Source organism: Streptomyces sp. NPDC059477 (genome assembly GCF_042749375.1).
Classification (GTDB): Bacteria; Actinomycetota; Actinomycetes; order Streptomycetales; family Streptomycetaceae; genus Streptomyces.
On record NZ_JBHYUG010000027.1, the window covers coordinates 36,924 to 61,040 of the forward strand.

Here is a 24,117-nt window from a genome sequence, read left to right on the forward strand (position 1 = left end):
GTCACGTGCCCTGTCGCACCCATGTGGTGGCGCTGTGCTGTGACTGTGATTGGTGTTGCCAGTTCATTGCACGCGTCCGGGGCCCTTCCAGCGCGGGCAGATGGACCGTGAACACCGTGTGTCCGGGCCTGCTGTCGACGCTCACCGCACCGCCGTGCGCGGTCGCCACGGCCTCCACGATGGCCAGGCCCAGGCCGGTCGAACCGGTCGAACCGGCCCGCCGGGTGCGCCCGGAGTCGCCGCGCGCGAACCGCTCGAAGACATGCGGCAGCAGTTCGGGCGGGATGCCGGGCCCGTCGTCCTGCACGTCCACGCACAGCCCCGGCCCACCGCACCGCACCCGGGCGGTGACCGTCGTACCGGCCGGGGTGTGGGTGCGGGCGTTGGCCAGCAGATTGACCAGCACCTGCTGCAACCGGGCCGGGTCCGCTCTGACCAGCGCGGGCTCCTCGGGCAGCGCGAGCCGCCAGTTGTGGTCCCGCCCGGCGGCACGCGCGTCGCTGACGGTGTCCACGACCAGCGGTACGAGGTCGGTCTGCTCGAACTGGAGCGGCCGGCCGGCGTCCAGCCGGGCCAGCAGCAGCAGATCCTCGACCAGCAGCGTCATCCGGGCCGCCTCGGACTCGATGCGGCGCAGCGCGTGCCGGGTGTCGGGGCCGACCTCCTCCCGGCCGCGCCGGGTCAGCTCGGCGTACCCGCGGATCGAGGCCAGGGGGGTACGCAGCTCATGGCTGGCGTCGGCGACGAACTGCCGGACCCGCGTCTCGCTCTGCTGGCGGGAGTGCAGCGCCCCGTGCACATGGTCGAGCAGCCGGTTGACGGCGAGGCCGACCTGGCCGACCTCGGTGTGCGCGTCGGTCTGGGACTCCGGGACCCGCTCGTCGAGGTTCACCTCGCCGCTGTGCAGCGGGGTCTCGGAGACCCGGATGGCGGTGGCGGCGACCCGGCGCAGCGGGCGGGTGGCGACGTTGACGATCACCACGCCGGCCAGCGAGGCGGCGATCAGCCCGGCGGCGGTCACGCTGATCTCGATCAGCAGCAGGGTGCGCAGGGTGTTGCTGACGTCGGTGGTCGGTATGGCCACGTAGTAGTCGCGGGAGCCGTCCGCGTTGCTGCCGAACTGGACCCGGTACTCGCCGAGTCCGGGAATGTCGGTGGTGTGCGGGTTACCGTCGCGGGGCGCGGAGTCCAGCGCCGCTATCTGCGCCTGGCTGAGGTTCTGGGGCTGGGTGTAGTCGGCGGACCGGTCGCCGACCACGGCGCTGACGACGGTGCCGCCCACCAGTTCGGCGCCGATGGTGCCCTGCGGCTGCGGGCCGCGCGTGACGAAGTCGACGAGATTGGTGGGGTCCTTCTTGACCGACTTGCCCAGTCCGTCGATGTACGGCCCCGGCCCGACCACCCGCGCGACCGACTCCCCGAGCCGGGAGTCGAGTTCGGCGTACAGATGCGAGCGCAGGGCGAGTGTGGTGACGGTGCCGATGACCGCGCACACCACGGCGATCAGCACCACCGAGGCGACGACCAGCCGGGAGCGCAGCGTCCGGGGCTGACCCGGCGGACGCCGCCGCGGTCGCGGCTGTCGCCGTGGGGTCATGACGTGGCGGGCTTGATCAGATATCCGGCGCCGCGCCGGGTGTGGATCATCGGCTCGCGCCCGGCGTCGATCTTCCGCCGCAGGTAGGAGATGTACAGCTCCACGACATTGGCCTGACCGCCGAAGTCGTAGGACCACACCCGGTCGAGTATCTGCGCCTTGCTCAGCACCCGGCGCGGATTGCGCATCAGGAACCGCAGCAGCTCGAACTCGGTCGCGGTCAGATGGATGCCCTGCCCGGCGCGGGTCACCTCGTGGCTGTCCTCGTCCAGCGTGAGGTCACCGACGACCAGTACGGAGTCGGAGCGGCGGTCGGCGGCGCCGGAGCGGCGGATCAGCCCGCGCAGCCGGGCGACGACCTCCTCCAGGCTGAACGGCTTGGTGACGTAGTCGTCCCCGCCGGCCGTCAGCCCGGCGATCCGGTCCTCCACCGCGTCCTTCGCGGTCAGGAACAGCACCGGCACATCGGGCAGCTCGCGGCGCAGCCGCCCCAGGACGGTGAGCCCGTCCATGTCCGGCAGCATCATGTCGAGCACCACGGCGTCCGGCCGGAACTCGCGCGCCGTCTGCACGGCCCCCTGGCCGTCGCCGGAACTCCGGATCTGCCAGCCTTCGTAACGCAGGGCCATGGACAGCAGCTCGGTGATCGACTGCTCGTCGTCCACCACAAGCACCCGGACGGGGCTCCCGTCCGGCCTCAGCAGTTCGGTGCGCCCTTGGGGCGAGGTCGTGGTCATACCGGACACCTTTTCCGCGGCCTCTTAGAGAGCCCTTTCCAGAACCTGTGATTTCTCTGAGAAATCCACAGCGGGGTCCAAGGGAGGGTGAAGTGTCCCGTGGGAACCGAGTGGGGGAACGGGGTGGAGGAACTGAGGAACTGAGGAGCTGGGGAACCGGGGAACCGGGGAACTGGAGGGAGAAGGCCATAGGCCCGACCGCCCTCAGAACAGCCCGTCCTGCCGATGGTCCTCCCTCCTGAACTCCCGCACCGGCACGGACACCTCTCCCGGCCCCCCGCCCTCCCCCTCGGCGGCCACCGGCGTCAGCTCCCACCCCCGCATCAGCCGCGTGTCGAGCACGACCACCCCCCGCCCGGTCCGCAGATGCAGATCCGGCCCGGCGGCGGCGACCAGCTCACCGCTGACCCTCCCGCCCGCGACCAGCTCGCTCACCTCGCCGACGGCATCCGGCAGCCCCGCCAGCCCGAACACCCCGACGTGATCCACCACCCCCAGCGGCGCCCGCGTCAGCGACTGGGGCCAGGCGGGCAGCGCCACGGCCCGCGCGTGCAGCTCCCCGATCTCCGCCGCCCGCTCCGCCTCGCCCCCCGGCAACGCGGAACGCACCGCGCGCTTGGCGGCGTAGGGAATCCGGTCGGGCACGCCCAGGGCGGCCCGCAGCAGCTCTTCGGCGCGGCGCGCGGCCATCAGCGGCCCGGCGCCCAGCCAGCTGAAACAGACCGCGCCCTGCTCCAGCAGCCGCACCGGCCCCCGCTCGACACCGGTGATCCCGACCTTGGTCATGCCGGGCCCGAACCACGCCAGATACACGTGGTACGGCCGAGGGTCGTCCGCGAGGGTGTCGGCGGCCACCGAGTGCGCCCGGTCCAGCCGCGCGCACTCCTCGCACCGCACGCCCGTACTGCGCCCCGACACCGCCGCCCGCACGGGGCACGGATTCCCCCGCGCTCCGACACACGTCCGCCCACCCCCCGCAGCGACCCCGAAGGCCACCCTTTTCCCCCAGGTCAGCGCGGACCGCCGACCCCCGTCCCACTCCAGCCCCGGACCCCGCGCCGACCACCGCAGTCCCGAGCAACGCCATGACCGATCCATTGCCCGAAGCGTAGAGGCGACCACTGACAACGGGCCGGGGACGGGGGCGGGGGGACAACGGGCCGGTCGCGAAGCTCTTCAGGGGCGGGAGGTCCCCGGGGCGGAAGCCCCCCCCCCCGGCGCGGAAGGCCCCCCCGAGGCGCTAGCCCCTCCCCAACCCCTTGACGGCCACAGCCGCCGCCTCGGCGACCACTTCGTCGCGCCGCTCGGCCCCCTCCTGGTCACGGGAGGTGAGGACGGACAGGACGATCGGGTTGCCGCCGTCGTCGGGCCACACCACGGCGATGTCGTTCCGGCCGCCGTAGCCCGCGGTGCCGCTCTTGTCGCCGACGGTCCAGCCGTCCGGCACCCCGGCGGCGATGAGGGTCTCGCCGGTGGTGTTGGTCTGCATCCAGGTGCGGAGCAACGCCCGCTCGTCCCGCTCCAGCCCGTCGCCGAGCAGCATCGCCCGCAGACTGCCGGTCAGGGCGCGGGGCGTGCTGGTGTCCCGGATGTCCCCCGGCTCGCCCTCGCTCATGTCCGGCTCGAAGCGGTCCATCTCGGTGACGTCGTCGCCGAGTTCCTCCAGGACCGCCTCCAGCGCGTCGGGCCCGCCGAGGTCCTCCAGGAGCAGATTGACGGCGGTGTTGTCGCTGTACCAGAGGGTGGCGGCACACAGCTCGCGCAGGCTCATGCCGGTCTCGACGAAGTTCTCGGTGACGGGCGAGTTCTCGACGATGTCCTCGCTGGTGAAGTGCACGACCTTGTCCATGCCGTCCACCCCGTGCTTGCGCAGCACGGCACCCGCGGCGAGCGCCTTGAAGGTGGAGGCGTAGGCGAACCGCTCGTCCGGCCGGTGCCCGACGGTACGTCCCGTGCCGGTGTCGAGGGCGTAGACCCCGACGCGGGCGCCGAACTCCTTCTCCAGCGCCTGGAACTCCCGTTTCACCGTCTGGGCGTCCGGCTGTTCGTTGTCGGCGGCGGCCTGCGCGCCCACGGGCCGCTGCCCCGCCGCCCCCTGGTTCTCCCCCTGGGCACAGGCGGGCAGGGCGGCGAGCACGAACACCCCGGCCGCGGCGGCGGCACCCCGGCGGACCCGAAGCACGTACGACGTCATGGCATGACCTCCGGAGAGCGAGCGCGAGAAACGCATCGGCGAACATCTGCGGCGGCACCCCGGACAAGGGCCGAATCCCCAGGCCGGGACCGCCTTCCGCCCCTCACCCTGGGCCCCGCCCACCCCGGCCGTCCAAGACGCGGGCGGGCGTATCCATGCTGTTTCGGCATAGCGGTGATGGCGGCGCCGTTTTGACATAGTGAGAGCTGTGGATCTTCTGGGGGCATGCCGTGCGTTCGTCCATGTGAGCGAGCACGGGAGTTTCACGGTGGGCGCGGCGGCGGCACGGATGGCACAGCCCGTGGCGAGCCGCCGCGTGGCCGCGCTGGAACGGCACTTCGGCGAGCGGCTGCTGTCGAGATCGTCGCGTACGGTGGCGCTGACCCCGTTCGGCCGGGACGTACTGCCGCTGGCCCGGCAGCTCGTACGGCTCGGGGACCGGCTGGAGCACGAGGCGGAGGCCGCCCGGCACCGCCCGCTGCGCCTCGCCGTCCCGCCCGACCGCCCCGCCGGCGCGCTGGCCCGGCTGATCGCCGCCGCCCAGCGGCACGGCATCCCCCTGGACCCCCGCCCGGCCGGCCCCGCCGAACGGGCCGAACTGGTCGGCTCACGGGAGGTACGGGCGGCGCTGCTCGCGGTGGCGCCGGACGCGGCGGCATGGACGGTACCGCTCGGCCTCGCGGTCACCGACGCGCCGGGTACGGGCCCGATCTACCTCGACACCCTGCGCCCGGCCCGCGCGGACGGCGAGCGGCGCGCACGCCGTGTCTGGCTCCAGCCGGAGGACGACGTACCGCACATCCGCGACCGGCTGACCCGCCTCCGCGACGCCCTGGGCCTGCGCCCGGCCCAGCTGGCGGTGGCCCCCCACCTCACGGCAGCCGCCGCCGAGGTGCTCGCGGGCGGCGGGGACGCCCTGATCTGCGCAAGGGGACAGGCCGACGCGCTGGGCCTGCGCTGGCGGGAGATCGGGGAGCTGCGCCAGGGACCACACGCGGGCCTGGCGCGCGGGTACGCACTGGTGGCGGCGGAGGAGAGCGACACGGACAGGACGGACCGCCTCCGCAGGGAATGCGGGAGGCCGATGGCCGCCTGCCTGGACGCGAAGCAGACGGACGAGAGGAACGAGAAGAACAAGAAGAACAGGACCCCATGAAGAACAGGACCCGATGAAGAACACCACAACCCTCCTCACCGACCTCCGCGCCACCCTCCGCGAGAGCGGCCTGCATGGATCCTTCCTGGTACGGGACCTGGACACGGGCGAGGAGGTGGGCATCGACCCGGAGATCGAGTTCCCCGTGGCGTCCCTCGTGAAGATCCCGCTGGCGCTGGCGACCCTGGAACGGGTCCGCCGGGGCGAACTGGACCCCGCCATGCCGGTGGAGGTGCAGCCGGGCCGGATGACCATCCCGGGCCCGACCGGCACGAGCCGCTTCCGTCATCCGGCGCGGATAGCGGTGGAGGACCTGGTGTATCTGAGCACGTGCGTCAGCGACGGAGTGGCGGCCGACGCCCTCTTCGCACTGACCCCGCCCACCGAGGTGGCGGCGATCCTCGCGGACCTGGGGGTGACCGGGATCGCCGTACGCCACACCATGGACCAGCTCACCGACACCCCGGCGGAACGCTTCACCCCCTCCGACCTCCACCTGGCCCACGCCCTCGCCATCGACGCGGGCACCCCGGGCCGCGGCCACCGGGTCCCCCAACTCGACATCTCCCACGCGAACACCGGCACCGCCAGGGCCTTCGTGGACCTCCTCCAGGCGATCTGGCACCCATCCCTCCCACCCGAGGTGGCCACGGCCCTACGCACCCTCCTCGCCGCCAATGTCCTACGCCACCGACTGGCCCCCGACTTCGCCTCGGACGCGGCCACCTGGTCCTCCAAAACCGGCACACTGCTCAACCTCCGACACGAGGCGGGCGTCGTGGAACACACCGACGGCCACCGCTACGCGGTGGCGGCCCTCACGGAATCCCAGGTGGCAGCGGGCCACCAGCCGGGCGTGGACGCGGCAATGGGCCAGGTGGCCCGCCGCTTGCGGGACCATGTGCGGGCGTGGGGGACGTAACGGAAGCCCCCCGGCCGCCACCGGATGACCGATGCCCTGATCCCCACACGGTGGCCACGCTCGCAGCACGACCATCACATCCTTGCCCACAGAACCGGCGCACCAGCCACCGCCGTTGGCCCGACGGCCCCGAAGACACCGCCACACCACACGAAAAACCCCTCCGGGATGATCCCGGAGGGGTTTGACCTGCGTGCACTCGGCAGGATTCGAACCTGCACCTTCTGATTCGTAGCTCTGTGGAGATCTGTCATTGAAGCCCATATGGGCTCGGGCTGCGGGCACGGCTGCGAGGACCGATGACGGGCGATGACGATTGCTGGGGTTGCTGTACTTCGTTGCTGTACCGCAGGATCGGACGATGTCCCGCTCAGTAGGCGCGCAGACCGCTGATCCGTGCCCCCGGTGCCTCGTCGAAGCGGTCCGTCCGGGCAGCCCGATGACCGTTGCGGGACACGATGTAATCGCCTACCACTGTGATCACTGCGCGAAGTCATGGACGCGGCCGGTTGAGGATGACCTCGACATCCATGACGTCGTGCGAGTGGACCTCCCCGATGCCACGCTCTACGGCACCGTCTGGCAAGTGGAAGGCGACCGCGTCCAGGTACGCGGAACGGGCGGTGAGTGGCTGCTGTGGACCGACCGCTGGCGAGTCATCGTCTACTGAAGACTCTCCCCGCCCGCGCCCCGACAGATCCCCGAACTCGGCAAGCATCCGGCCTGGCCGACGCCGACCCACGCGCCAGCGCAGTGCGACGGCACCTGCACGCTTCCCAACTGTGGTGGTGGGGCGATGGGATGCGCACGGGGACCTCCATCTGGGTTCATGAGCGGTCAGCTTCGAGAGCGGCTTCTGCCTTCAGCCCCGGCTGAGCGGCCCTGAACGGTGCTGAATGAGACGGAAATTGAGACGGACGGTTTGTGGACCTGCCTGGTAAGGCACGACGTTGGGGCCACGATCTGCGAGGCTCGCGCCAAAGTGGCTCTGTAAAGCCGTGGAGCGGACCGCCCCAGCCGCGGTGTACCCCTTCTCTGGCGTGAGGTGGCTGCATGCTTTGAGCACGGTGCGGGCGTCGGTCGGGCTGGAGCGGGGCGGAGACAGGAGTGCAGGCACGGCCGGGGGCTGGGCCGCGTGCGGGGAGCGGAGCGAGCCGCCTTGAACCAGTAGAGAAAGTTGTTACTCAGGCTCACTCGTGGTGATGCGCCACAGGGGAGCGTCGTACTGCTGGGGACGGCTGTTGATCAGCAGCTCGCGTAGGTGCTGGCGCTGGCTGCCGTGGAGGTTCAGAGTCTCGGTGAGGTGGCGGAACGTCGTGTGTGTGACTCCGCGTTGCCGTGCCTCGGCCTCGAACTGGTCCAGCCGGGGCAAGAGCGTCTCCGGGTCCAGCTTCCCGGCCGGCTGATCCGTGAGCCATGCCGCCTTGTTGCGCTCGTAGTCGATCTCGGAGTAGCCGCAGATCTCGCGGCTGAGGGCTTCCACCTCGTCCAGGCTCGCCGTCGCCATGATCGCGCGGGCCAGCTTGTTGCGGCTCAGCGCGTCGTCCATGTCGGCCTGGTGGACCGTCGGCCCGTCGTCCGTGAGCGGTACGGGAAGCCCGGCGTCCCTCACCTCGCAGATGCCCCGCGCTCCCCGCGCGGTCGCCGCGAGCATCCCGGTGGCCTCAGACGGGTGCCACTCCAGAACCGGGCTGATCCGGTCCGTGTCCTGCGCCGTGAAGGTGTGGATGACGGGCCCGAGTGTGCCCCGCAAATCCTCAGACGAGAGCTCGCCGTCCAGGCCCGGCCCTGCCACCAGGAGGCGGACCGGCGCGTTCACCTGGCAGCACGCGGCCAGGGCGAGGGCATCGGCGAGCGGGCTCTTCAGGGTCGGCTCGTCTCCCCGGGCCAGGATGTCGCCGCCTACGTCCAGGAGGTCGACGGACTCGGGCTGCAAGTGCCCTACCAGCTCTTCGAGTTGGCACGTGACCCCCTCCGCGCCATGGTTCGGGTCGATCAGCGCGAACGTGTGCGGTAGCTCTGCCGCGAGCCGCGGGAGCGTCGAACCCGCCGGAGCGATCGGCCGGGCCGTCGCCGGCACGGCCCAGACTGCCGACGTGAGGCGTTCGGTCCCCGTGAAGTCCACCACTCCACGGGGACCGGGCAAGGGATCGATCAAGAGGCGGTCCCACGCATACGTGAAGACCACCGCTCTGTCGTCGCCGTACAGGGCGGCGGCGAGCATCGCGGCGGCGACCGCGTCGCCCCCTCCTCCTGCTGCGACGATCAACCTCGTCATGCCGACAGCGTACGGGCCTGGGACTGGCCACTCACTCTATAGTGGCTAGAGGCCACAGCCACTTGGACAGGGAGGGAGCATGCCTCAGATTGAGGAGGCTCAGCCGAAGTATCTCCAGATCGCGCACTTCATCCGCGATCAGATCCTTCGGGGAGACCTGCGGCCGGGGGACGAGGTTCCGTCGGAACGGCAACTCGCCGCGGCCTGGAAGGTGTCGAGACCGACGGCCGCCCGCTCGCTGGCGGCGCTGAGCCATCAGGGCCTGGTCGAGAAGCGGCAGGGATCGGGCACGTACGTACGGAGCCTGGAGGTCAATCGGCGGGCGCGCGAACTGTACGGGCGTGCCCGGCAGACGGGGAAGATCTACACACCCGGTGAGTACGCGGTCATCACCTCGGCCGGATGGCTGGACGCGCCGGATCACGTGGCTGAGGCGCTGGGGCTCGTCAAGGACCGGCGGGCGGTGCATCGACGGCGCGTGACCAACAACCAGGACGGTCCCATCACACTGTCCATCTCGTGGTTCGCGCCGGACGTCGGCCAGAGGGCACCCAAGCTCACCGACCCTGAGCGGATCCAGGAAGGCACCCTGATGTACGTCGAGAGCATGACGGGACGTCAGGGGAGCTACGCGGAAGACCGCATGTGCGCTCGGGCTGCCACGGACGAGGAAGCCGCAGATCTCCGCCTGGAACCCGGCTCCCCCGTGCTGATCGTCCATCACGTCGTCTTCGACCTCCAGGACCGGCCGCTGGAGTTCGCCGAGGCCACCTACCCGCCTCACCGCTGGGCGTTCGAGCAGGGCTATCCGCTTACCTGACGATTCCTCGGGTGGGTGGAAGAGCTTGCACCGGACGAGTGGCTAGTGCCACTATCCAGTAAGTGGCTAAGGCCACTTACTGGAAGGGGCGCGGTGTGACGAGTCAGCGGCCGGATCAGGGCGAGCGTTCAGCCTGCCGGGGATGCCGGGGGCGTGGCCGGAAACGCGTCAGCTCGCGTACGACGCTGACGCTCTCCACCGTCAACGACCGTGCCCGTGCCACATCGAAGCGGCGGTGCCTGGACTGCGACGGCACCGGCAAGGAGTGAGCACGGATGATCTACATCATCGACAACCACCCCGGCCCGGACTCACCGCGACTTGGGGCGATGACCCTGCACCCGAGCCCGGAATCCGTACCCCGAGCTCGGCGCTGGTTCCGGAAGTTCATCGCCCCCTACAACCCGGCCTGCTCGGTCGACGACTGCGTGCTGATGATCTCGGAACTGATCACCAACGCCATCGTCTACGGCCGGTCCGATGATCCATGGCACGTCCGGGTGGCCTGGTACCGCGAAGGAGACTCACTCAGGGTGGAGGTGCACAACCCCGGCTACCCGGCCAACGTACAACTGCGCCGGCCGGACGCGAACGACGCACACGGGCGCGGTCTCCTCCTCGTCGACGCCATCGCCGACTCGTGGCATTCCGGCCCGAGCCGCTTCGGCGGCACGGTCGTGTCCTTCACCGTGGCCGACGCCTGGCCGACATGAGACATGGGAAGGCCCGTCTGTCGCGAGGGGCGAAGTGCCATTGGGCTGGTTGACCAGTTGACTTGGCCCATCTCGGCAGGCGGCGGCGCTCATGGCGGCCACCAACAATCACTGCCGTCACGACATACGACAGAGGCCCTCAGGATCTCTCCTGAGGGCCTCTGTCTGCTGTGCACTCGGCAGGATTCGAACCTGCAACCTTCTGATCCGTAGTCAGATGCTCTATCCGTTAAGCTACGAGTGCTTGTGTTCTGTTTTTCTGTCTTCGCTTTGGGGCCGCGAGGGCCGCTCGCGGCGACAGGAGGAACATTACATGACTGCCGCCGACATGTGAAATCCATTGCCCACACCCTGCATGACCTGCGAAAACGATGCCAGAAGGGCAGGGACTGCCGGGCGTGTCACGCAACGAATCAGGGAGCCCAGCCGACTCGGCTGAGCTCCCTGATTCTCGGTGCGGAGGCGGAGGGATTTGAACCCTCGATGGGCTTTAAGGCCCAAACCGCATTAGCAGTGCGGCGCCATAGACCGGACTAGGCGACGCCTCCAGCACAACCGTTCGCGCGAGCGCGAATGGCGCGTGCAGATGATGACACAGACGAGCGGGGTGTCACCAATCGCCCCCACCGTACTAGGCAGGTGGGGGGCAGGGCAAAGGCGTTCGCGGGGGTGGAGCCGGCGGGCCGTGGTCCGCAACGTCCTGGCCGTCCCGGCGTTAATCAGGTCATGTCGCAGGTCATGTCAAATGTCGTGTCAAAGGTCGGGGCAAGGGGCGAGTCGAGGGGCGAGTCGAGGGGCGTGGTGGCCGTCGGGTCGGCCTGGTCGCGTCGTCTTCTGCGTGCCGGGGTCCTTCTCCTCGCCGTCGGGGCGCTCTCCGGTGCTCCCTCCGTCGTCGCCGCTCCCTCTCCCGCGCTGCCGCCGCCCGTCCGGCTGGAGGACCGGGTCGCCAGTGGGCGGCTGGAGGTCACGTTGCGGGACGCCGACGGGAAGGAGACCTCGTACGACGTCTCCTGTCAGCCCGATGGGGGCAGTCACCCCGATGTCCGTGGGGCGTGCGGGGCCGTGGAGCGGGAGGTCGCGGCGGGGCGGGATCCCTTCGCGGCGGTCGCGGAGGGGAGCGTCTGCACCATGCTGTACGGCGGGACGGCCACCGCCCAGGTCACCGGGACCTGGTCCGGGCGGCGGGTCGACGCGCGGTTCGAGCGGACCAATGGGTGTGAGATCGATCGGTGGAACCGGCTGGTGCCGTTGCTGCCCGAACTGCGGGGCTAGTCGGCGGGCCCCGGGCGACCTCCAGTTCCTACCCTTTTGGGTATTCGTACCTGAGGTGTAAGGGGTTGCCGTAGGGGGTGCGGGTAAGGGGTGGAGGTGGCCGGATGTGCTGGCCGGGGGGCCGTGCCGGTGCCTCCGGCCCGCCTCTCCGCCGCCCCGTACCCCGTCACCGGGTCGTGGGACCTCTCTTCCATCCGGCGTCGCGAGCGCCGGCCCAGCCTTTAGACTCCCTCGCGTGACACGTAGCGGGCAGGTTGGCAAGATGGCCCGAGCGGTCGGCAAGGTGCGGTAACAGGGAGGAAGCGTCTCGTGAGCAGCAGGCCATCCCGAGGCGCTGCTCGCCTCGCAGCGATACTCGACGCGCTTCCCGACGCGTTGTTCCTGGTCAACGCCAACGGGACCGTCGTCAACGCGAACACCATCGCGCTGGAGGCATTCGAAGCCCCGGGCACCGCACTCGTCGGACGCGGCCTGCTGGATCTGCTGCCGCAGTTCGACTCCAAGCTGATCCCGGGCGGTATGCGCCGGCCCGATCACATCGACCCACGGGCGCGCACCAAGCCGACCCGGATGGTCGCGCGCCGCACCGACGGATCCGAGTTCCCCGTCGAGGTCACCAGCGCCAATCTGGAGAACGGCCAGCAGGCGTACGACGGGTACGGCTACACCTCCGCCCCCGACGAGCTGCTGATGCTGGTCGTACGGGATCTCTCCGGGACCGTCGACACCGAGGCCGAGCTGGCTCGCTCGCAGCGGCAGACCGAGATGATCCTGCGCGCCGCCGCCGAGGGCGTGGTCGGCACCGACACCGACGGGCGGATCGTCCTCGTCAACCCGGCCGCCGCCCAGATCCTGGGCTACCGCGCCGGTGAACTGGGCGGCAAGGAGCTGCACACCCTCGTTCTGCACTCGAAGGCCGACGGGTCGCCCTTCCCGTACGACGAGTCGCCGCTCGCCGACACCCTGCGGTCCGGGCGCAAGCACCGGGTGCGCGGGCAGGTGCTGTGGAACAAGGGCGGCAACAAGGTCTCCGTAGACCTGACCACCGCGCCCGTGCGGGACGGGGACCAGTTGGTCGGTGCCGTCATGGCCTTCACCGACCGGCGGGCCTACGACACGCTCGCCGCCGAGAAGGACGGCGTCGAGCAGCGGCACGCCGAGGAGCTGGAGCGGCTCTCCGAGGAGCACGCCTCCGATCTGACCGCGCTGCGCCAGCGGCAGGTCACCGAGACCGAGGAACTGCGCGAGGCGCACGCGGAGGAACTGGCGGCCGGTGAGGACCGCTACGCCGCCCTCGCCGAGCGCGAGAAGGATCGCTACGAGGCCCTCGCCGGACGGCACGAACAGCTCCTCACGCTGCTCGCCGACTCCCTGCGCGGCCCCCTCGACGAACTCCGCCGCGATCTGTCCGCCCTCGCCGCCGACGACGCCGGTCAGCTCTGGCCCGAGGCCAATCAGGTGCTGCACCACCTGTCCGCCGGCTACTCCCGGATCACCACCCTCATCGACAACGTCCTCGGCTACCAGCGGCTGGACAGCGGCACCGACTCCGTCACCCGTACGAAGGTCATGCTGGACTCCGTCGTCGCCTCCGGGGTCGACGGAGCCGTCGAGCTGATCGGGCCGGGGCGGGTGCAGTTCGCCGTGCACGCGCCGCCCATCGAGGCCGAGGTCGATCCGGTGCTGCTCGCCACCGCCCTCGCCCATCTCGTCGCCGATGTTGCCGGCGTCGACTCCACCGGCAACTCGCCCGTCTCCGCGGGCGGGTACATGGACAACACCGTCGTCGTGGCGGCGGCACAGCGCGGTGAGGTCGTACGGATCGAGGTGCGCGGGCCGTACGCCGGGGGCGACCCGGTGCACGAGCCGATCGTGCGCGGGATCGTGCGCGCCCATGGCGGGGTGCTCCAGACCCATGTGGTGCCGGGGATGAGCGGCAGCGCGTATGTGCTGGAGGTGCCCATCGGGGGTGGCGCCGGGGCGGTGGCCGCGCCGCCGCGCCCCGAACTGTCCTCCGGGTCTTCCTCCGGGCTGCCGTCCGGCGCCCAGAGCCCCGCCGATCAGCATGCCGACCCGGGCGCCGATCACACCTCCGGCGGTGGCCGGCGGCGGGCCCGGCGGTCCTCCGTCGACGCCTTCCTCGACGGCGAGGTGCCGGGGGCGGGCGGTGACGGTGACGGGCCCACGCCCACCGGACGGCGGCGTCGGCGCGCGGCCGAGGATGCCGAGGCCCGGGACGGGGAGCAGGCGGTAGGAGCGGCGGCTCCGGCCGAGATCGAGAGCGGGAGTGGGGGCGGGGGCGGGACCGGGAGCGGGAACGACGGGTCCGCTCCGACCGGGCGGCGTCGGGGACGGCCCGCCGATGTGCATCCCTCGGGCGTGCCGGGCTCGCCTGGCGCTCCCGCGCTCATGGCTTCGCCGTCCGCCGCCGTCGAGCCGGTGGCCGCCCAGGGGCACGCTCCGCACGCGCTTGGGCAAGCTGTTCTCCCCCAGGGGATGCCTCAAGGGGGCGGGCAAGGGGTTTCGCAAGGTGCCGTCGTCACCGCCGCCGAGCACGCGGCCGGGGCCGCCGCCTCGGGGTCGGGGCTGGGCGGGACCGTACCGCCGCAGGGGGTGCCCGCCGGGGCCTCCGGGCGGCGGGCCCGGCGGGCCGGTGGGGGCGGTGGCGAAGCGCCCGCCGCGCTGCCGCCCGCGCTTCCCGCGGCCGGCACCGGCGGTTCCGTCGGGTCGGCCGCCGGGCCGGGCGACACCGGGCCGGACGACACCGAGGGCGGCGAGCCCTCCGGCCGGCGCAATCGGGCGCTCGCCGCCGCGCAGGAGCGGGCGGTGGCGCAGGAGGCGGCTCCTCGTACGGTGTTCGCGCTGCCGCCCGCCGAGGCGGATCGCGGGGCGGAGGCTCCGCAGCAGGTCCAGACTCCGCTTCAGGCCCCGGTTCCGGTTCAGGTTCCGGTTCCGGTACCGGGCTCCATGCCGGTGGCTCCGGCTGCGCCCTCGCCCATGTCGGCACCCGTGCCCGTGCCCGCGCAAGGGGTTGCGGACGGGCGGCATGACGCCGTACCCCACGATCAGGCCGATGACCACACGCCGCCGCAGCCGCATCCCTCCGGGGCTCCGGCGGGCGTGCCCACCGGGCGTCGGCGGCGGGCCGTCGCCCCGCCCGGGGTGGAGGCGGGGCAGGGGGCCGGAGCGGGTGAGGCTCCCGCGCCGGCCGGCCCGGTGCCGGGGGGGCACACGGGTGGTCATGTGCAGGTGCCCGCGCAGGGCGTTCCGGCGGATGAGGCCGTACGGCCCGGTGGCCGGCCGGTGGCACAGCCCCCAGCGGCGTCCACGTCCTCCCCGGCGCCCGCACCCGCGCTTGCCGCGGGCCCGTCGACCCCGGCCCCGGGCACCCCTCTTCCCCCGGAGAACGCGCCTCAGCACCGGGCCGCCCAGCCGCTTCCCGCCGAGGCCGCGGCTCCCATGTCACCCGTCGCGCCCGCGCCGGTCGACCCCGACTCCACCCAGGGCAGGGCCATAAGCGTCCGCACGCTCGGGCAGGGCGTGCCCTTCACCCGGCAGGCCGCGCAGGTCCAGCAGCCCCAGGTCCAGCAGCCCCACATCCCGGGGCAGGTCCCGCCGCAGGGGCACGTACCTGGGCAGGCGCAGGGGCAAGGGCACCCGCAGGGGCAAGGGCATCCGCAGGGGCAAGGGCACCCGCAGGGGCAGGGGCACGTACCGGCGCAAGCGCAGGGCCATGCCCAGGCTCAGGCCCAGATCCAGATCCAGCCGCAGGCTCCGGCCATGGCGAATCCGGCCAGTGGTGGGGCCACCCCGGCGCCGCACAACCCCTCCGGTTCCGGCCGACGGCGCAAGCTCGGCACCCGGAACGAACCGGCCGGGGCCCAGGAGCCACAGGCCCGCCCGCATCCCGCCGCCGAGCAGGCCCCGGTATCCGCCCCCTCCGCCCCGCAGTCGCGGGCGGCGCAGCACACCGAGGGCGCCGGACGGTCGTACGCCATCGGCGCGCCGGACGTGAACGCGGCCGAGGGGCCCGAGCCGCTGGACGGGCCCGGGGGGGCCGTCGAGGTGCCGGATCCGCCGCGTCCGCAGCCGCTGGACGACGAGCTGCCGCCGGAGCCGCTGGACAATCCGCGGCGGCTGCTGGTGTGGCCCGCGCCGGACGTCTCCACCCAGCAGGCGCTCAGCGACCGGGGTTATCGGCCGGTGATCGTGCACTCGCGCGAGGAGGTGGACGCGCAGATCGCGGCGTTCCCGGCGGCGCTGTTCGTCGACCCGCTGACCGGGCCGATCACCCGGACCGCGCTCCAGTCGCTGCGGCAGGCGGCGGTGGCCGCCGAGGTGCCGGTGATGGTGACGGCCGGGCTGGGACAGGCGACGCGCGAGGCGGCGTACGGTGCCGACCCCGCCGTACTGCTGAAGGCGCTGGCGCCTCGGGACAGCGAGCAGCATCCGCCCCGGGTGCTGCTGATCGAGGAGCACGCGGAGATCGCGCTGGCGCTCACCGCGACGCTGGAGCGGCGCGGGATGCAGGTGGCGCGGGCCGCGAGCGACGCGGACGCGGTGGCGCTGGCGGGGCAGTTCCGGCCGAACCTGGTGGTGATGGACCTGATGCAGGTGCATCGCAGGCAGGTCGGGATCGTGGACTGGCTGCGCGCCAACGGACAGCTCAACCGCACCCCGCTGGTCGTCTACACGGCCGCCGTCGACCAGGCCGATCTGCCGCGGCTGGCCTCCGGCGAGACGGTGCTGTTCCTGGCCGAGCGGTCCACCAGTACGGAGGTGCAGAGCCGGATCGTGGAGCTGCTGGCGAGGATCGGGACGAACTGACGCCGGGTGGGGTGCCCCTACGGGTTTCGCCCCTAGGGATCGACGGAACCCGTGGAAACACCCCCCGTTCGTCAGATCTCCGTTATCTCCAGCTCCCCCTCCGCGTACTGCCTGCGCAGCACCTTCTTGTCGAACTTGCCGACGCTTGTCTTCGGGACGGCCGGGAGGATCGTCCAGCGTTCGGGGAGCTGCCACTTGGCGATCTTGCCCTCGTCGGCGAGGAAGGCGCGGAGGGTCTCGAAGTCGGCGGTGGCGCCCTCCTTGAGGACGACCGTGGCCAGCGGGCGCTCACCCCACTTCTGGTCGGGGACGGCGACGACAGCGGCTTCGGCGACGGCGGGGTGGGCCATCAGGGCGTTCTCCAGCTCGACCGAGGAGATCCATTCGCCGCCGGACTTGATGACGTCCTTGGCACGGTCGGTGAGGGTGAGGAAGCCGTCGGGGCTGATCGTGCCGACGTCGCCGGTCTTCAGCCAGCCGTCCTCGGTGAACTTGTCGGCGGGGCGCAGGGGTTCGCCGTCGACGCCGTTGTAGTACGCGCCGGCTATCCAGGGGCCGCGGACCTCCAGCTCGCCCGCCGATCGCCCGTCCCAGGGGAGCCGCTCGCCGCCGGGGCCGGTGAGCCGGGCCTCGACGCCGGTCGGGAAACGGCCCTGGGTGATGCGGTACGCGAATTCCTCGTCCGTGCCGGCCGCGTGGGCCGGGGGCCGGGCCACCGTGCCGAGCGGGCTGGTCTCCGTCATGCCCCAGGCGTGGCAGACCCGCATGCCGAGCCGGTCGAACGCCTCCATCAGGGCCGGTGGGCACGCCGAGCCGCCGATGGTGACCTGGGTGAGGGAGGAGACGTCCCGGGGGCGGACGGTCAGCTCGCCGAGCAGGCCCTGCCAGATGGTCGGGACGGCGGCGGCGTGGGTGGGCCGCACGCGCTCGATCATCTCGGCGAGCGGGGCGGGCTGGAGGAAACGGTCCGGCATCAGCAGATTGACGCCGGTCATGAAGGTGGCGTGCGGCAGACCCCAGGCGTTGACGTGGAACTGCGGGACCACGACCAGGGAGGTGTCCCGGTCGGTCAGGCCCATGGACTCGGCCATGTTGACCTGCATGGAGTGCAGATAGACCGAGCGGTGGGAGTAGACCACGCCCTTGGGGTCGCCGGTGGTGCCGGAGGTGTAACACATGGCGGCGGCCTGCCGCTCGTCCAGCTCCGGCCAGTCGTACGCGGTCGGCTTGCCGGCCAGCAGATCCTCGTACTCGTGCACCTGGACGCCCGCTGTCGTGGCCGCCTCGATGAGGGCGGAGCGGTCGCCGGGGCCGGAGACGACGACATGCCGGAGCGTCTTGAGGTGGGGGAGGAGGGGGGCGAGGAGGGGGAGCAGCGAGCCGTTGGCTATCACCACGCGGTCGGCGGCGTGGTGGACGATCCAGACGAGCTGCTCGGGGGGCAGCCGGAGATTGAGGGTGTGCAGGACGGCGCCCATGGAGGGGATCGCGAAATACGCCTCGATGTGGGGGGAGTTGTTCCACATCAGAGTGGCGACGCGGTCGTCGGGGGCCACGCCGAGGTCGTCGCGCAGGGCGTGCGCCAGCTGGGCGGCGCGGGTGCCGATCTCGGCGTAGGAGCGGCGGTGCGGCTCGGCCTCGCCGGTCCAGGTGATCACCTGCGATGTGCCGTGGATCGTGGCTCCGTGGGTCAGGATCCTGGAGATCAGCAGCGGTACGTCCTGCATGGTGCTCAGCACGGCGTCCTCCCGGGGCGACTTTGCCTACGCGGCGGTAACGTTTGCGCTGATTCTGCTCACGTACCACTCGGTATGTCACTAGATCCGGGCGATCGATCACCTCACGCTAGCGGGCCAGCACCAGTTCCGGGTCCTCTCTCAGCTTGCCCAGGGCGCGGGAGACCGCCGATTTCACGGTGCCGATCGAGACGCCGAGCACTTCGGCCGTCTGGGCCTCGGAGAGATCCTCGTAGTACCTGAGGACCACCATCGCGCGCTGTCGGTCCGGCAGGCGCATGATCGCCCGCCACATCGCGTCGTGCAGCGCCTGGCGCTCGGCCGGGTCGTCGCCCGACGGCTCCGCCTCCGGCTCGGGCAGCTCGTCGCAGGAGAACTCGTCCACGCGCCGCTTGCGCCACTGGGACGTGCGGGTGTTCAGCAGGGCACGGCGGACGTAGCCGTCGAGGGCGCGGTGGTCCTCGATGCGTTCCCAGGCGACATAGGTCTTGGTGAGCGCGGTCTGTAGCAGGTCCTCCGCGTCACTGGGGTTGGCGGTGAGCGACCGCGCGGTGCGCAGCAGCACCGGTCGCCGGGCCCGTACGTACGAGGAGAAGGACGGGTAGGCCGCATGCGGCGAGGGCCGCCGGGCGGCGTCCGAAGCGCTGGTGCAGACGGGTGTGGTCATGTCTCCACGCTAGGAGTGAGACGGCATCACGCGGATCGCCCGTAGGTGCCGAAGCGAAGTCCCCCTCAGGTTGTAGGGGTGGGGGTGGCTGCACCTCCCAGAGGTGGACTGGGGGTGGAGAGGTACTGGGGTTTCCCCTCAGGGGTGGGGCGGGGGCTCGGGGGTGGGGGGGAGGCTTCAGGGGTGGAGTGGGGGGTGGAGCCGCCTGGATGGGGGGGGAGGTGGGTGGGGGAGCTGCGGAGGCAAGGGCGCAGGCGGGGGGCCTGTGGGGGTTGGGGGGGAGGTAGTGGGTGTCCTGTGGCGAGGGCCTCATCCGTGCCTCCCCAGGACCAGCGCCGACGTTGGTACCCCGGTACCGGACGTGGCCGGCGAGAAGACCGCCGAAAACGACTGCGCGGCGATGCCGGAGCACCGCCGCGCTGACGCTGTTTCCCCACAGAGCACACCCACACAGAAGGGACGAGGGGCGGCCGGCCGGACCGGCCACCCCTCACCTCACCAGAAGAGCGGGGTGAAGCTGACCGCCACGTTGTCGTTGCCCTGGTTGACGGCTGTGAAGGCGGAGCCGTCGACCTGGGCGGTGTTGTTCTGGTTCGAGGCGCCGTCGCCGATCGCCTGCTGCTGAGTGGTGGCCGAGTTGCCACTGTTGTCGCCGCCGACGCCGCTGCCGAGGCTGCCCTGAATGGCGTTGGTGACGGTCGCGCTCGATCCGTCGTTCGCGAGAGCACCGTTGTCGGCCGTCGCGACGCCGGTGAACAGGGCGGCGGCGAGCGGGAGGGCGGAGACGGCGGCGATGACGCGAGCGGTACGGATGCTTGCCATGTGTATTTCCTCCGGAACGGGGACACCCGGCTTCGTGAGCCGCGATGAGTGAAGTACGGCTGGTTCCAAGGCAGTTGGCCATCCGCCTCGGTGCTGTGCACGACGTCGCGAGATCAGAGTTGCCCACCGAATCCCCGGCGAACCAGGCCGGAACCACTGATTCCCCCTGAAGCGTGATGACAAGTCGATAAACCCCTTTCCCCACACTCTCCTCCCAGGTCAGGGCACGCGGGACGACACGACCCAAGCGCGGGAAGGGGTGAAGCGTTTCGGCAGATTTCCGGTCAATCCCCCAAGCCGGGCGCGTCGAGGTCGCCCCCTCTTCCCTTTCTCGAACATACGTACGAACATAGAGGTATGGCGACCATCGACCGGCAGGCCACGGCCCTGGCCCTCGCACACGCCCTGTCAGCCGCGGAGCGCGGCCTGGCCGTCATCCCGCTGTCCGGGACGAAGCTCCCGGCCCTGCGCTCCCCGCACCGCGACGCCCCCGCGACCACGGGGTCCTCCGCGCCCGTATCCACGCCTGTATCCCCGCCTGTATCCGCACCCGTATCCACGCCTGTTTCCGCGCCTGTATCCCCGCCTGTATCCCCGCCTGTATCCCCGCCTGTTTCCGCCCCCACCTCCTGTCACGGCGAATGCGGGCGCTTCGGGCACGGGGTGTACGACGCCTCGACCGACCCGTTCCGCATCCGCGAGATGTTCGCCGCGGCGCCCTGGGCGACCGGCTACGGCATCGCGTGCGGACTGCCCCCGCACCACCTCATCGGCATCGACCTGGACACCAAGTCGGGCACGGACTCGACCGCCGCGCTGCGGGAACTGGCCCTGCGCCATCTGTTCACCATCCCGCCGACGGTGGTGGTCCTCACCCCGTCGGGCGGCCGGCACCTGTGGCTGTGCGGCCCGCCGGACGTCGTCGTCCCCAACTCCGCGAGCCGGCTGGCCCCCGGTATCGACGTGCGCGGCGCGGGCGGCTATCTGGTGGGCCCGGGATCCCGTACGGAGTTCGGCGTGTACGCCACGACGCCGGGCACCGCCCATCTGCCGCCCGCGCCCTGCCCGCCGACGCTGCTGCGGCTGCTGCTCCCGCCGCCGACGTCCGGTCCCCGCCATGCCGCGCCCTCCGGGGGCACTGGCCAGGGCCTGGTCCAGTTCGTGGCAGCGGCGCACGCCGGGCAGCGCAACACCCGCCTGTTCTGGGCGGCCTGCCGGGCGTACGAGAACGGCATCGGCCAGTCCCTCACCCCGTCCCTGATCGACGCGGCGGTCTCGACGGGCCTGTCGGAACGGGAGGCCCGGGCGACGATCGCGTCGGCGGAGCGGCTCACGGGGGATCGGCGGGGGCGGTAGGGGGTGGCGGGGGGTGGCAGGGGCGTTGGAGGGACCGCGGGGGCGGTGAGGCGTGGCCGAGGGACCGTATGCGGCACCCCTGAACCAGCCACCGAGCCCACCGCCTCACGCACCCCCACCCTCACCCCCACCCTCACCTGCGTCCGCCCTCTCCCCCTCCCCTTGCCCCACCCCCGGCCGCCGTGCCGCGAGCCCCGTGAGGGCGCGGTGGGCGGTCCGGTAGGCGCGTGGGCTGGTGCCGGTGCGTCGCTGGAAGTGGTGCCGGAGGTTGGCGGGTGAGCCGAAGCCGGTGCGGGCGGCGATCTGTTCGATCGGCGTCTCACCGCTCTCCAGGAGGGACTGCGCCTGCTGGAGACGGACGCCGAGCAGGTACTGGAGCGGGGGCTGCCCGGTCTGGGCGCGGAAGCGGCGGTTCAGGCTGCTGACGCTGATCCCGGCGTGGGCGGCGATCTCGTCGAGGGTGAGCGGGCGTTCGAGGTTGGTTTCCAGCCAGCGCAGGGTGGGTCCGATGTCGGTACGGTCGGCGACCTCGCGCTCGGCCTCCTCGTGGTCGGCGGCGATCTGCTCGTGGAAGGGCAGCAGGATGCGCCGGGCGACCTCGGCGGCGACCCGTACGCCGTGGTCGCGTTCCAGCAGGTCGACGGCGAGGTCGATGCCGCCGAAGACCCCGGCGGCGGTGAGGAAGGGGCCGTCGGCGACGGAGGGCTCGCCCGACGGCACGGTCTCCACCTGGGGAAAGCGCGCGGCGAACTCGCCCAGTTGGGGCCAGGAGGTGGTGGCGCGGCGGCCGTCGAGGAGCCCGAGGGCGGCGAGGGTGAAGGCGCCGGTGCCGATCGCGGTCATCCGGCAGCCCCGGGCGGCGCAGGAGCGCAGGGCGTCGGCGACGGCCGGGGCGGGCGGCTCGCGGTGGGCGCGGTGGCCGGTGACGAGGACGGTGTCACCGTCGCCCAGCCCGTCCAGCGTCTCCAGCCCCCAGGGCACGGCGAAGCGCAGAACCGGTTCGCCCGTGGCCACGGTGCCGGTCGCGGCGCAGACGCGTACGTCGTAGTCGACGGTACGGAACTCCCGGGCGGCGGTCGTGAAGACCATCGGCGCGACGGTGAGTTGGTGACCGGGAACCCCGTCACCGACGAGCACACAGATCACCGGCACACGGCCGCCGCTCTCACCACTCCCCCGCGCCCTCGCTCCCGCACCCCGCTCCCTCATGACCAGAATTTAGCGCAGGGTGAAAGAAGTGCCTCTTTTTATGTGGTTGTGAGTTCCCTGAGGATGAGAAAAGGCACCGGAAGCGAGGGGACGCCCGGGAGCCGCGTCTCGTGGCCACGAGCAGCACCGATCCCGTACCCACCACACCCGAGGGAGACCTCTGTGCCCGCCTCGAACCCACGGACGCCCCGGCTGCGCACCGCGACCCTGCTGAGCGTCACCGCCATCACCCTGCTGACCTCGCTGGCCCTGGCCGCCCCGCCGACCCCGGCGTACGCGGCGGACCGCCCCGGCCACGCGACCCCGGCGCCGGACACCACGACCGAACGCCGGGTCATCGCGGCGATCGACCAGCGGGCCAAGCCCCTGCGCACCACACGACCGGACGCCGCCGCGACCGCCGACCTGACCGCCCTGGCCCGTATGACGAAGGACGCGACGGTGGTCGGCGTGGGCGAGGCGACGCACGGTTCCAGGGAACTGTTCCAGCTCAAGGACCGCCTCTTCCGGCACCTCGTGCAGCGCGAGGGCTTCCGGGTCTTCGCGCTGGAGATGTCATGGTCGGCGGGGACGCGGATCGACGCGTACGTGCGGACCGGCGAGGGCGATCTGCGCCAGATCATGCGGGAGGAGTTCCAGGGCCCGTACGGCGACTGGAACAACGAGGAGTTCCTGGCCCTGTTCTCCTGGATGCGCGCGTACAACACCGGGGCGCCGGCCGACGACCAGGTCCGGGTGATGGGCAACGACATCGGGGACGTGCACCGGTCCCAGTACGACCGCATCCTCGCCTGGGCGGCCGAGAACCGCCCCGATCTGACCCCGGACCTGCACCGGCGCTACGCCGGCCTCCTCGCCCTGCCCGACTCGATGAACGAGCGCATGGCCACCCTGTCGAACGCGCCGATGGCGGAGCGCCGCGCGTACGACGCGGACGCGAAGGCCGCGTACCAGGCGCTGGAGAGCGCGGGCGACACGGACCCCTGGGTACTCCAGGAGGCCCGGATGATCACCCAGATGACGACCATGTACACGTACGACGTCTACGCGCCGGACCAGCAGGCCGCCATCAACCTCCACCGCGACCGCGCGATGGCCGAGAACACGGTCTGGTGGCAGCGCCGGACCGGCGACCGCGTCCTGGCCTCCGCCCACAACGCCCACCTGGCCTACGAGTCCCCGAACCCGGAGAGCCACCCGGTGATGGAGGGAGCGTTCCTGCGCGACCTGATCGGCGACGAGTATCTGGCGATCGGCACCAGCATCCACAGCGGCGCCTACCGCGCGATGAACACCGTCACCGGCCAGTACGAGGTCTTCGACACCGGCCGCGCCGCCCCCGGCAGCAACGAACACACCCTCGACCGGGCCCGCCTACGCGACTACTACGTCGACCTCCGCACCCTCGCCGACCACCCCAAGGCCGGCCCCTGGCTCGCCACCCCCCGCCCCACCTTCGTGGTCCCCGGCTCCCACCCCAACGAGCCCGAACCGGTAGCCCTCTCCCGCTCCTTCGACATCCTGATCCACCTGCACCGGGTGAACGCGTCGGTACCGTTGCCGTAGCCCGCCGAGCGGCAGGGGCCGCGTAAGCCAGTCCGGGACCACACGGAGGTCCATGCGGACATCCGGGACCATGCGGAAGGGGTACCGCTCCGGAGAGTGGCACCCCTTCTGACCTGCAAGCCTTTGACCTGCTGCGGTGGGTGTGGGATTTGAACCCACGGTCACATCGCTGCGACGACGGTTTTCAAGACCGTTTCCTTCGGCCGCTCGGACAACCCACCTAGGCCCCGGCCCACCTGGGACGG

The 24,117-nt window shown here is 71.7% G+C and carries 18 protein-coding genes and 3 tRNA genes; 9 read left to right on the forward strand and 12 right to left on the reverse strand.

Annotated features, from left to right (window positions below):
• Position 1: 1 nt before the first annotated feature.
• From ACFXAZ_RS16325 to bla, 4 genes are all read right to left on the reverse strand, one after another.
• Positions 2-1,597 carry a sensor histidine kinase gene (locus ACFXAZ_RS16325; RefSeq protein ID WP_384590608.1) on the reverse strand — a complete coding sequence of 532 codons (1,596 nt, stop codon included), beginning with the start codon at positions 1,595-1,597 and terminating at the stop codon, positions 2-4.
• On the reverse strand, positions 1,594-2,334 hold the full coding sequence (locus ACFXAZ_RS16330; RefSeq protein ID WP_384590611.1) for a response regulator transcription factor: 741 nt from the start codon (positions 2,332-2,334) through the stop codon (positions 1,594-1,596). Before ACFXAZ_RS16330 ends, ACFXAZ_RS16325 begins: the two co-directional genes overlap by 4 nt.
• Before the next feature lie 204 nt (positions 2,335-2,538).
• Positions 2,539-3,432, reverse strand: coding sequence for a DUF2797 domain-containing protein (locus ACFXAZ_RS16335; protein WP_384590614.1), 894 nt, complete (start codon positions 3,430-3,432; stop codon positions 2,539-2,541).
• 142 nt (positions 3,433-3,574) lie between these two features.
• A complete protein-coding gene (bla, locus tag ACFXAZ_RS16340) occupies positions 3,575-4,528 on the reverse strand; it encodes a class A beta-lactamase (protein ID WP_384590617.1) in 954 nt (317 codons plus the stop codon).
• A 208-nt stretch (positions 4,529-4,736) separates the two neighbouring features.
• Between bla and ACFXAZ_RS16345 the strand changes: the two genes are divergently transcribed.
• From ACFXAZ_RS16345 to ACFXAZ_RS16355, 3 genes are all read left to right on the forward strand, one after another.
• Positions 4,737-5,684: a LysR family transcriptional regulator gene (locus tag ACFXAZ_RS16345; protein ID WP_384590620.1), complete on the forward strand. Its 948-nt coding sequence runs from the start codon at positions 4,737-4,739 to the stop codon at positions 5,682-5,684.
• A gap of 13 nt (positions 5,685-5,697) precedes the next feature.
• A complete protein-coding gene (locus tag ACFXAZ_RS16350; RefSeq protein WP_384590623.1) occupies positions 5,698-6,606 on the forward strand; it encodes a serine hydrolase in 909 nt (302 codons plus the stop codon).
• Between the two features lie 538 nt (positions 6,607-7,144).
• On the forward strand, positions 7,145-7,276 hold the full coding sequence (locus tag ACFXAZ_RS16355; protein WP_384590626.1) for a hypothetical protein: 132 nt from the start codon (positions 7,145-7,147) through the stop codon (positions 7,274-7,276).
• A gap of 510 nt (positions 7,277-7,786) precedes the next feature.
• Here ACFXAZ_RS16355 and ACFXAZ_RS16360 read toward each other — a convergent pair.
• On the reverse strand, positions 7,787-8,884 hold the full coding sequence (locus ACFXAZ_RS16360) for a DUF1152 domain-containing protein (protein WP_384590629.1): 1,098 nt from the start codon (positions 8,882-8,884) through the stop codon (positions 7,787-7,789).
• Between the two features lie 79 nt (positions 8,885-8,963).
• Here ACFXAZ_RS16360 and ACFXAZ_RS16365 point away from each other — a divergent pair, with 79 nt between their 5' ends.
• On the forward strand, positions 8,964-9,704 hold the full coding sequence (locus tag ACFXAZ_RS16365) for a GntR family transcriptional regulator (protein WP_384590631.1): 741 nt from the start codon (positions 8,964-8,966) through the stop codon (positions 9,702-9,704).
• Between the two features lie 275 nt (positions 9,705-9,979).
• Positions 9,980-10,417, forward strand: a complete 438-nt coding sequence (locus tag ACFXAZ_RS16370) for an ATP-binding protein (RefSeq protein WP_384590634.1) — start codon at positions 9,980-9,982, stop codon at positions 10,415-10,417.
• 171 nt (positions 10,418-10,588) lie between these two features.
• Here the strand turns inward: ACFXAZ_RS16370 and ACFXAZ_RS16375 are convergent.
• A tRNA-Arg gene (locus ACFXAZ_RS16375) sits at positions 10,589-10,661 on the reverse strand.
• A 213-nt stretch (positions 10,662-10,874) separates the two neighbouring features.
• Positions 10,875-10,965: transfer RNA gene (locus tag ACFXAZ_RS16380), tRNA-Ser, on the reverse strand.
• Between the two features lie 253 nt (positions 10,966-11,218).
• Here ACFXAZ_RS16380 and ACFXAZ_RS16385 point away from each other — a divergent pair.
• Together ACFXAZ_RS16385 and ACFXAZ_RS16390 are read left to right on the forward strand one after the other, a co-directional pair.
• Positions 11,219-11,689: an SSI family serine proteinase inhibitor gene (locus ACFXAZ_RS16385; RefSeq protein ID WP_384590637.1), complete on the forward strand. Its 471-nt coding sequence runs from the start codon at positions 11,219-11,221 to the stop codon at positions 11,687-11,689.
• A gap of 309 nt (positions 11,690-11,998) precedes the next feature.
• Positions 11,999-16,516, forward strand: coding sequence for a PAS domain-containing protein (locus tag ACFXAZ_RS16390; protein WP_384590640.1), 4,518 nt, complete (start codon positions 11,999-12,001; stop codon positions 16,514-16,516).
• A gap of 71 nt (positions 16,517-16,587) precedes the next feature.
• On the opposite strand, the gene ACFXAZ_RS16395 is transcribed toward ACFXAZ_RS16390, so the two are convergent.
• The 3 genes from ACFXAZ_RS16395 to ACFXAZ_RS16405 form a co-directional block, all read right to left on the reverse strand.
• A complete protein-coding gene (locus ACFXAZ_RS16395) occupies positions 16,588-18,255 on the reverse strand; it encodes a long-chain fatty acid--CoA ligase (RefSeq protein WP_384590643.1) in 1,668 nt (555 codons plus the stop codon).
• A 106-nt stretch (positions 18,256-18,361) separates the two neighbouring features.
• Positions 18,362-18,919 (reverse strand): SigE family RNA polymerase sigma factor, encoded by a 558-nt coding sequence (locus ACFXAZ_RS16400; protein WP_384590646.1) that lies wholly within the window; start codon positions 18,917-18,919, stop codon positions 18,362-18,364.
• A gap of 495 nt (positions 18,920-19,414) precedes the next feature.
• Positions 19,415-19,741, reverse strand: coding sequence for a hypothetical protein (locus tag ACFXAZ_RS16405; RefSeq protein WP_384590649.1), 327 nt, complete (start codon positions 19,739-19,741; stop codon positions 19,415-19,417).
• Positions 19,742-20,098: 357 nt separating this feature from the next.
• Between ACFXAZ_RS16405 and ACFXAZ_RS16410 the strand changes: the two genes are divergently transcribed.
• On the forward strand, positions 20,099-21,097 hold the full coding sequence (locus ACFXAZ_RS16410; protein WP_384590652.1) for a bifunctional DNA primase/polymerase: 999 nt from the start codon (positions 20,099-20,101) through the stop codon (positions 21,095-21,097).
• A 105-nt stretch (positions 21,098-21,202) separates the two neighbouring features.
• Here the strand turns inward: ACFXAZ_RS16410 and ACFXAZ_RS16415 are convergent, their stop codons facing one another.
• Positions 21,203-22,186 carry a GlxA family transcriptional regulator gene (locus tag ACFXAZ_RS16415; RefSeq protein WP_384590655.1) on the reverse strand — a complete coding sequence of 328 codons (984 nt, stop codon included), beginning with the start codon at positions 22,184-22,186 and terminating at the stop codon, positions 21,203-21,205.
• A 282-nt stretch (positions 22,187-22,468) separates the two neighbouring features.
• Between ACFXAZ_RS16415 and ACFXAZ_RS16420 the strand changes: the two genes are divergently transcribed.
• Complete coding sequence (locus ACFXAZ_RS16420) at positions 22,469-23,872, forward strand: erythromycin esterase family protein (RefSeq protein WP_384590658.1); 1,404 nt, start codon at positions 22,469-22,471, stop codon at positions 23,870-23,872.
• 134 nt (positions 23,873-24,006) lie between these two features.
• Here the strand turns inward: ACFXAZ_RS16420 and ACFXAZ_RS16425 are convergent.
• Positions 24,007-24,093: transfer RNA gene (locus ACFXAZ_RS16425), tRNA-Ser, on the reverse strand.
• Between the last annotated feature and the right edge of the window lie 24 nt (positions 24,094-24,117).

What these genes read in the sequence shown, in the direction of transcription:
- ACFXAZ_RS16335 (WP_384590614.1), bottom strand. Translation starts at nt 3,432, where the DNA reads ATGGATCGGTCATGGCGTTGCTCGGGACTGCGGTGGTCGGCGCGGGGT.
- ACFXAZ_RS16325 (WP_384590608.1), bottom strand. Translation starts at nt 1,597, where the DNA reads ATGACCCCACGGCGACAGCCGCGACCGCGGCGGCGTCCGCCGGGTCAG.
- ACFXAZ_RS16365 (WP_384590631.1), top strand. Translation starts at nt 8,964, where the DNA reads ATGCCTCAGATTGAGGAGGCTCAGCCGAAGTATCTCCAGATCGCGCAC.
- ACFXAZ_RS16360 (WP_384590629.1), bottom strand. Translation starts at nt 8,884, where the DNA reads ATGACGAGGTTGATCGTCGCAGCAGGAGGAGGGGGCGACGCGGTCGCC.
- ACFXAZ_RS16370 (WP_384590634.1), top strand. Translation starts at nt 9,980, where the DNA reads ATGATCTACATCATCGACAACCACCCCGGCCCGGACTCACCGCGACTT.
- ACFXAZ_RS16410 (WP_384590652.1), top strand. Translation starts at nt 20,099, where the DNA reads ATGGCGACCATCGACCGGCAGGCCACGGCCCTGGCCCTCGCACACGCC.
- bla (WP_384590617.1), bottom strand. Translation starts at nt 4,528, where the DNA reads ATGACGTCGTACGTGCTTCGGGTCCGCCGGGGTGCCGCCGCCGCGGCC.
- ACFXAZ_RS16415 (WP_384590655.1), bottom strand. Translation starts at nt 22,186, where the DNA reads ATGGTCTTCACGACCGCCGCCCGGGAGTTCCGTACCGTCGACTACGAC.
- ACFXAZ_RS16405 (WP_384590649.1), bottom strand. Translation starts at nt 19,741, where the DNA reads ATGGCAAGCATCCGTACCGCTCGCGTCATCGCCGCCGTCTCCGCCCTC.
- ACFXAZ_RS16400 (WP_384590646.1), bottom strand. Translation starts at nt 18,919, where the DNA reads ATGACCACACCCGTCTGCACCAGCGCTTCGGACGCCGCCCGGCGGCCC.
- ACFXAZ_RS16330 (WP_384590611.1), bottom strand. Translation starts at nt 2,334, where the DNA reads ATGACCACGACCTCGCCCCAAGGGCGCACCGAACTGCTGAGGCCGGAC.
- ACFXAZ_RS16350 (WP_384590623.1), top strand. Translation starts at nt 5,698, where the DNA reads ATGAAGAACACCACAACCCTCCTCACCGACCTCCGCGCCACCCTCCGC.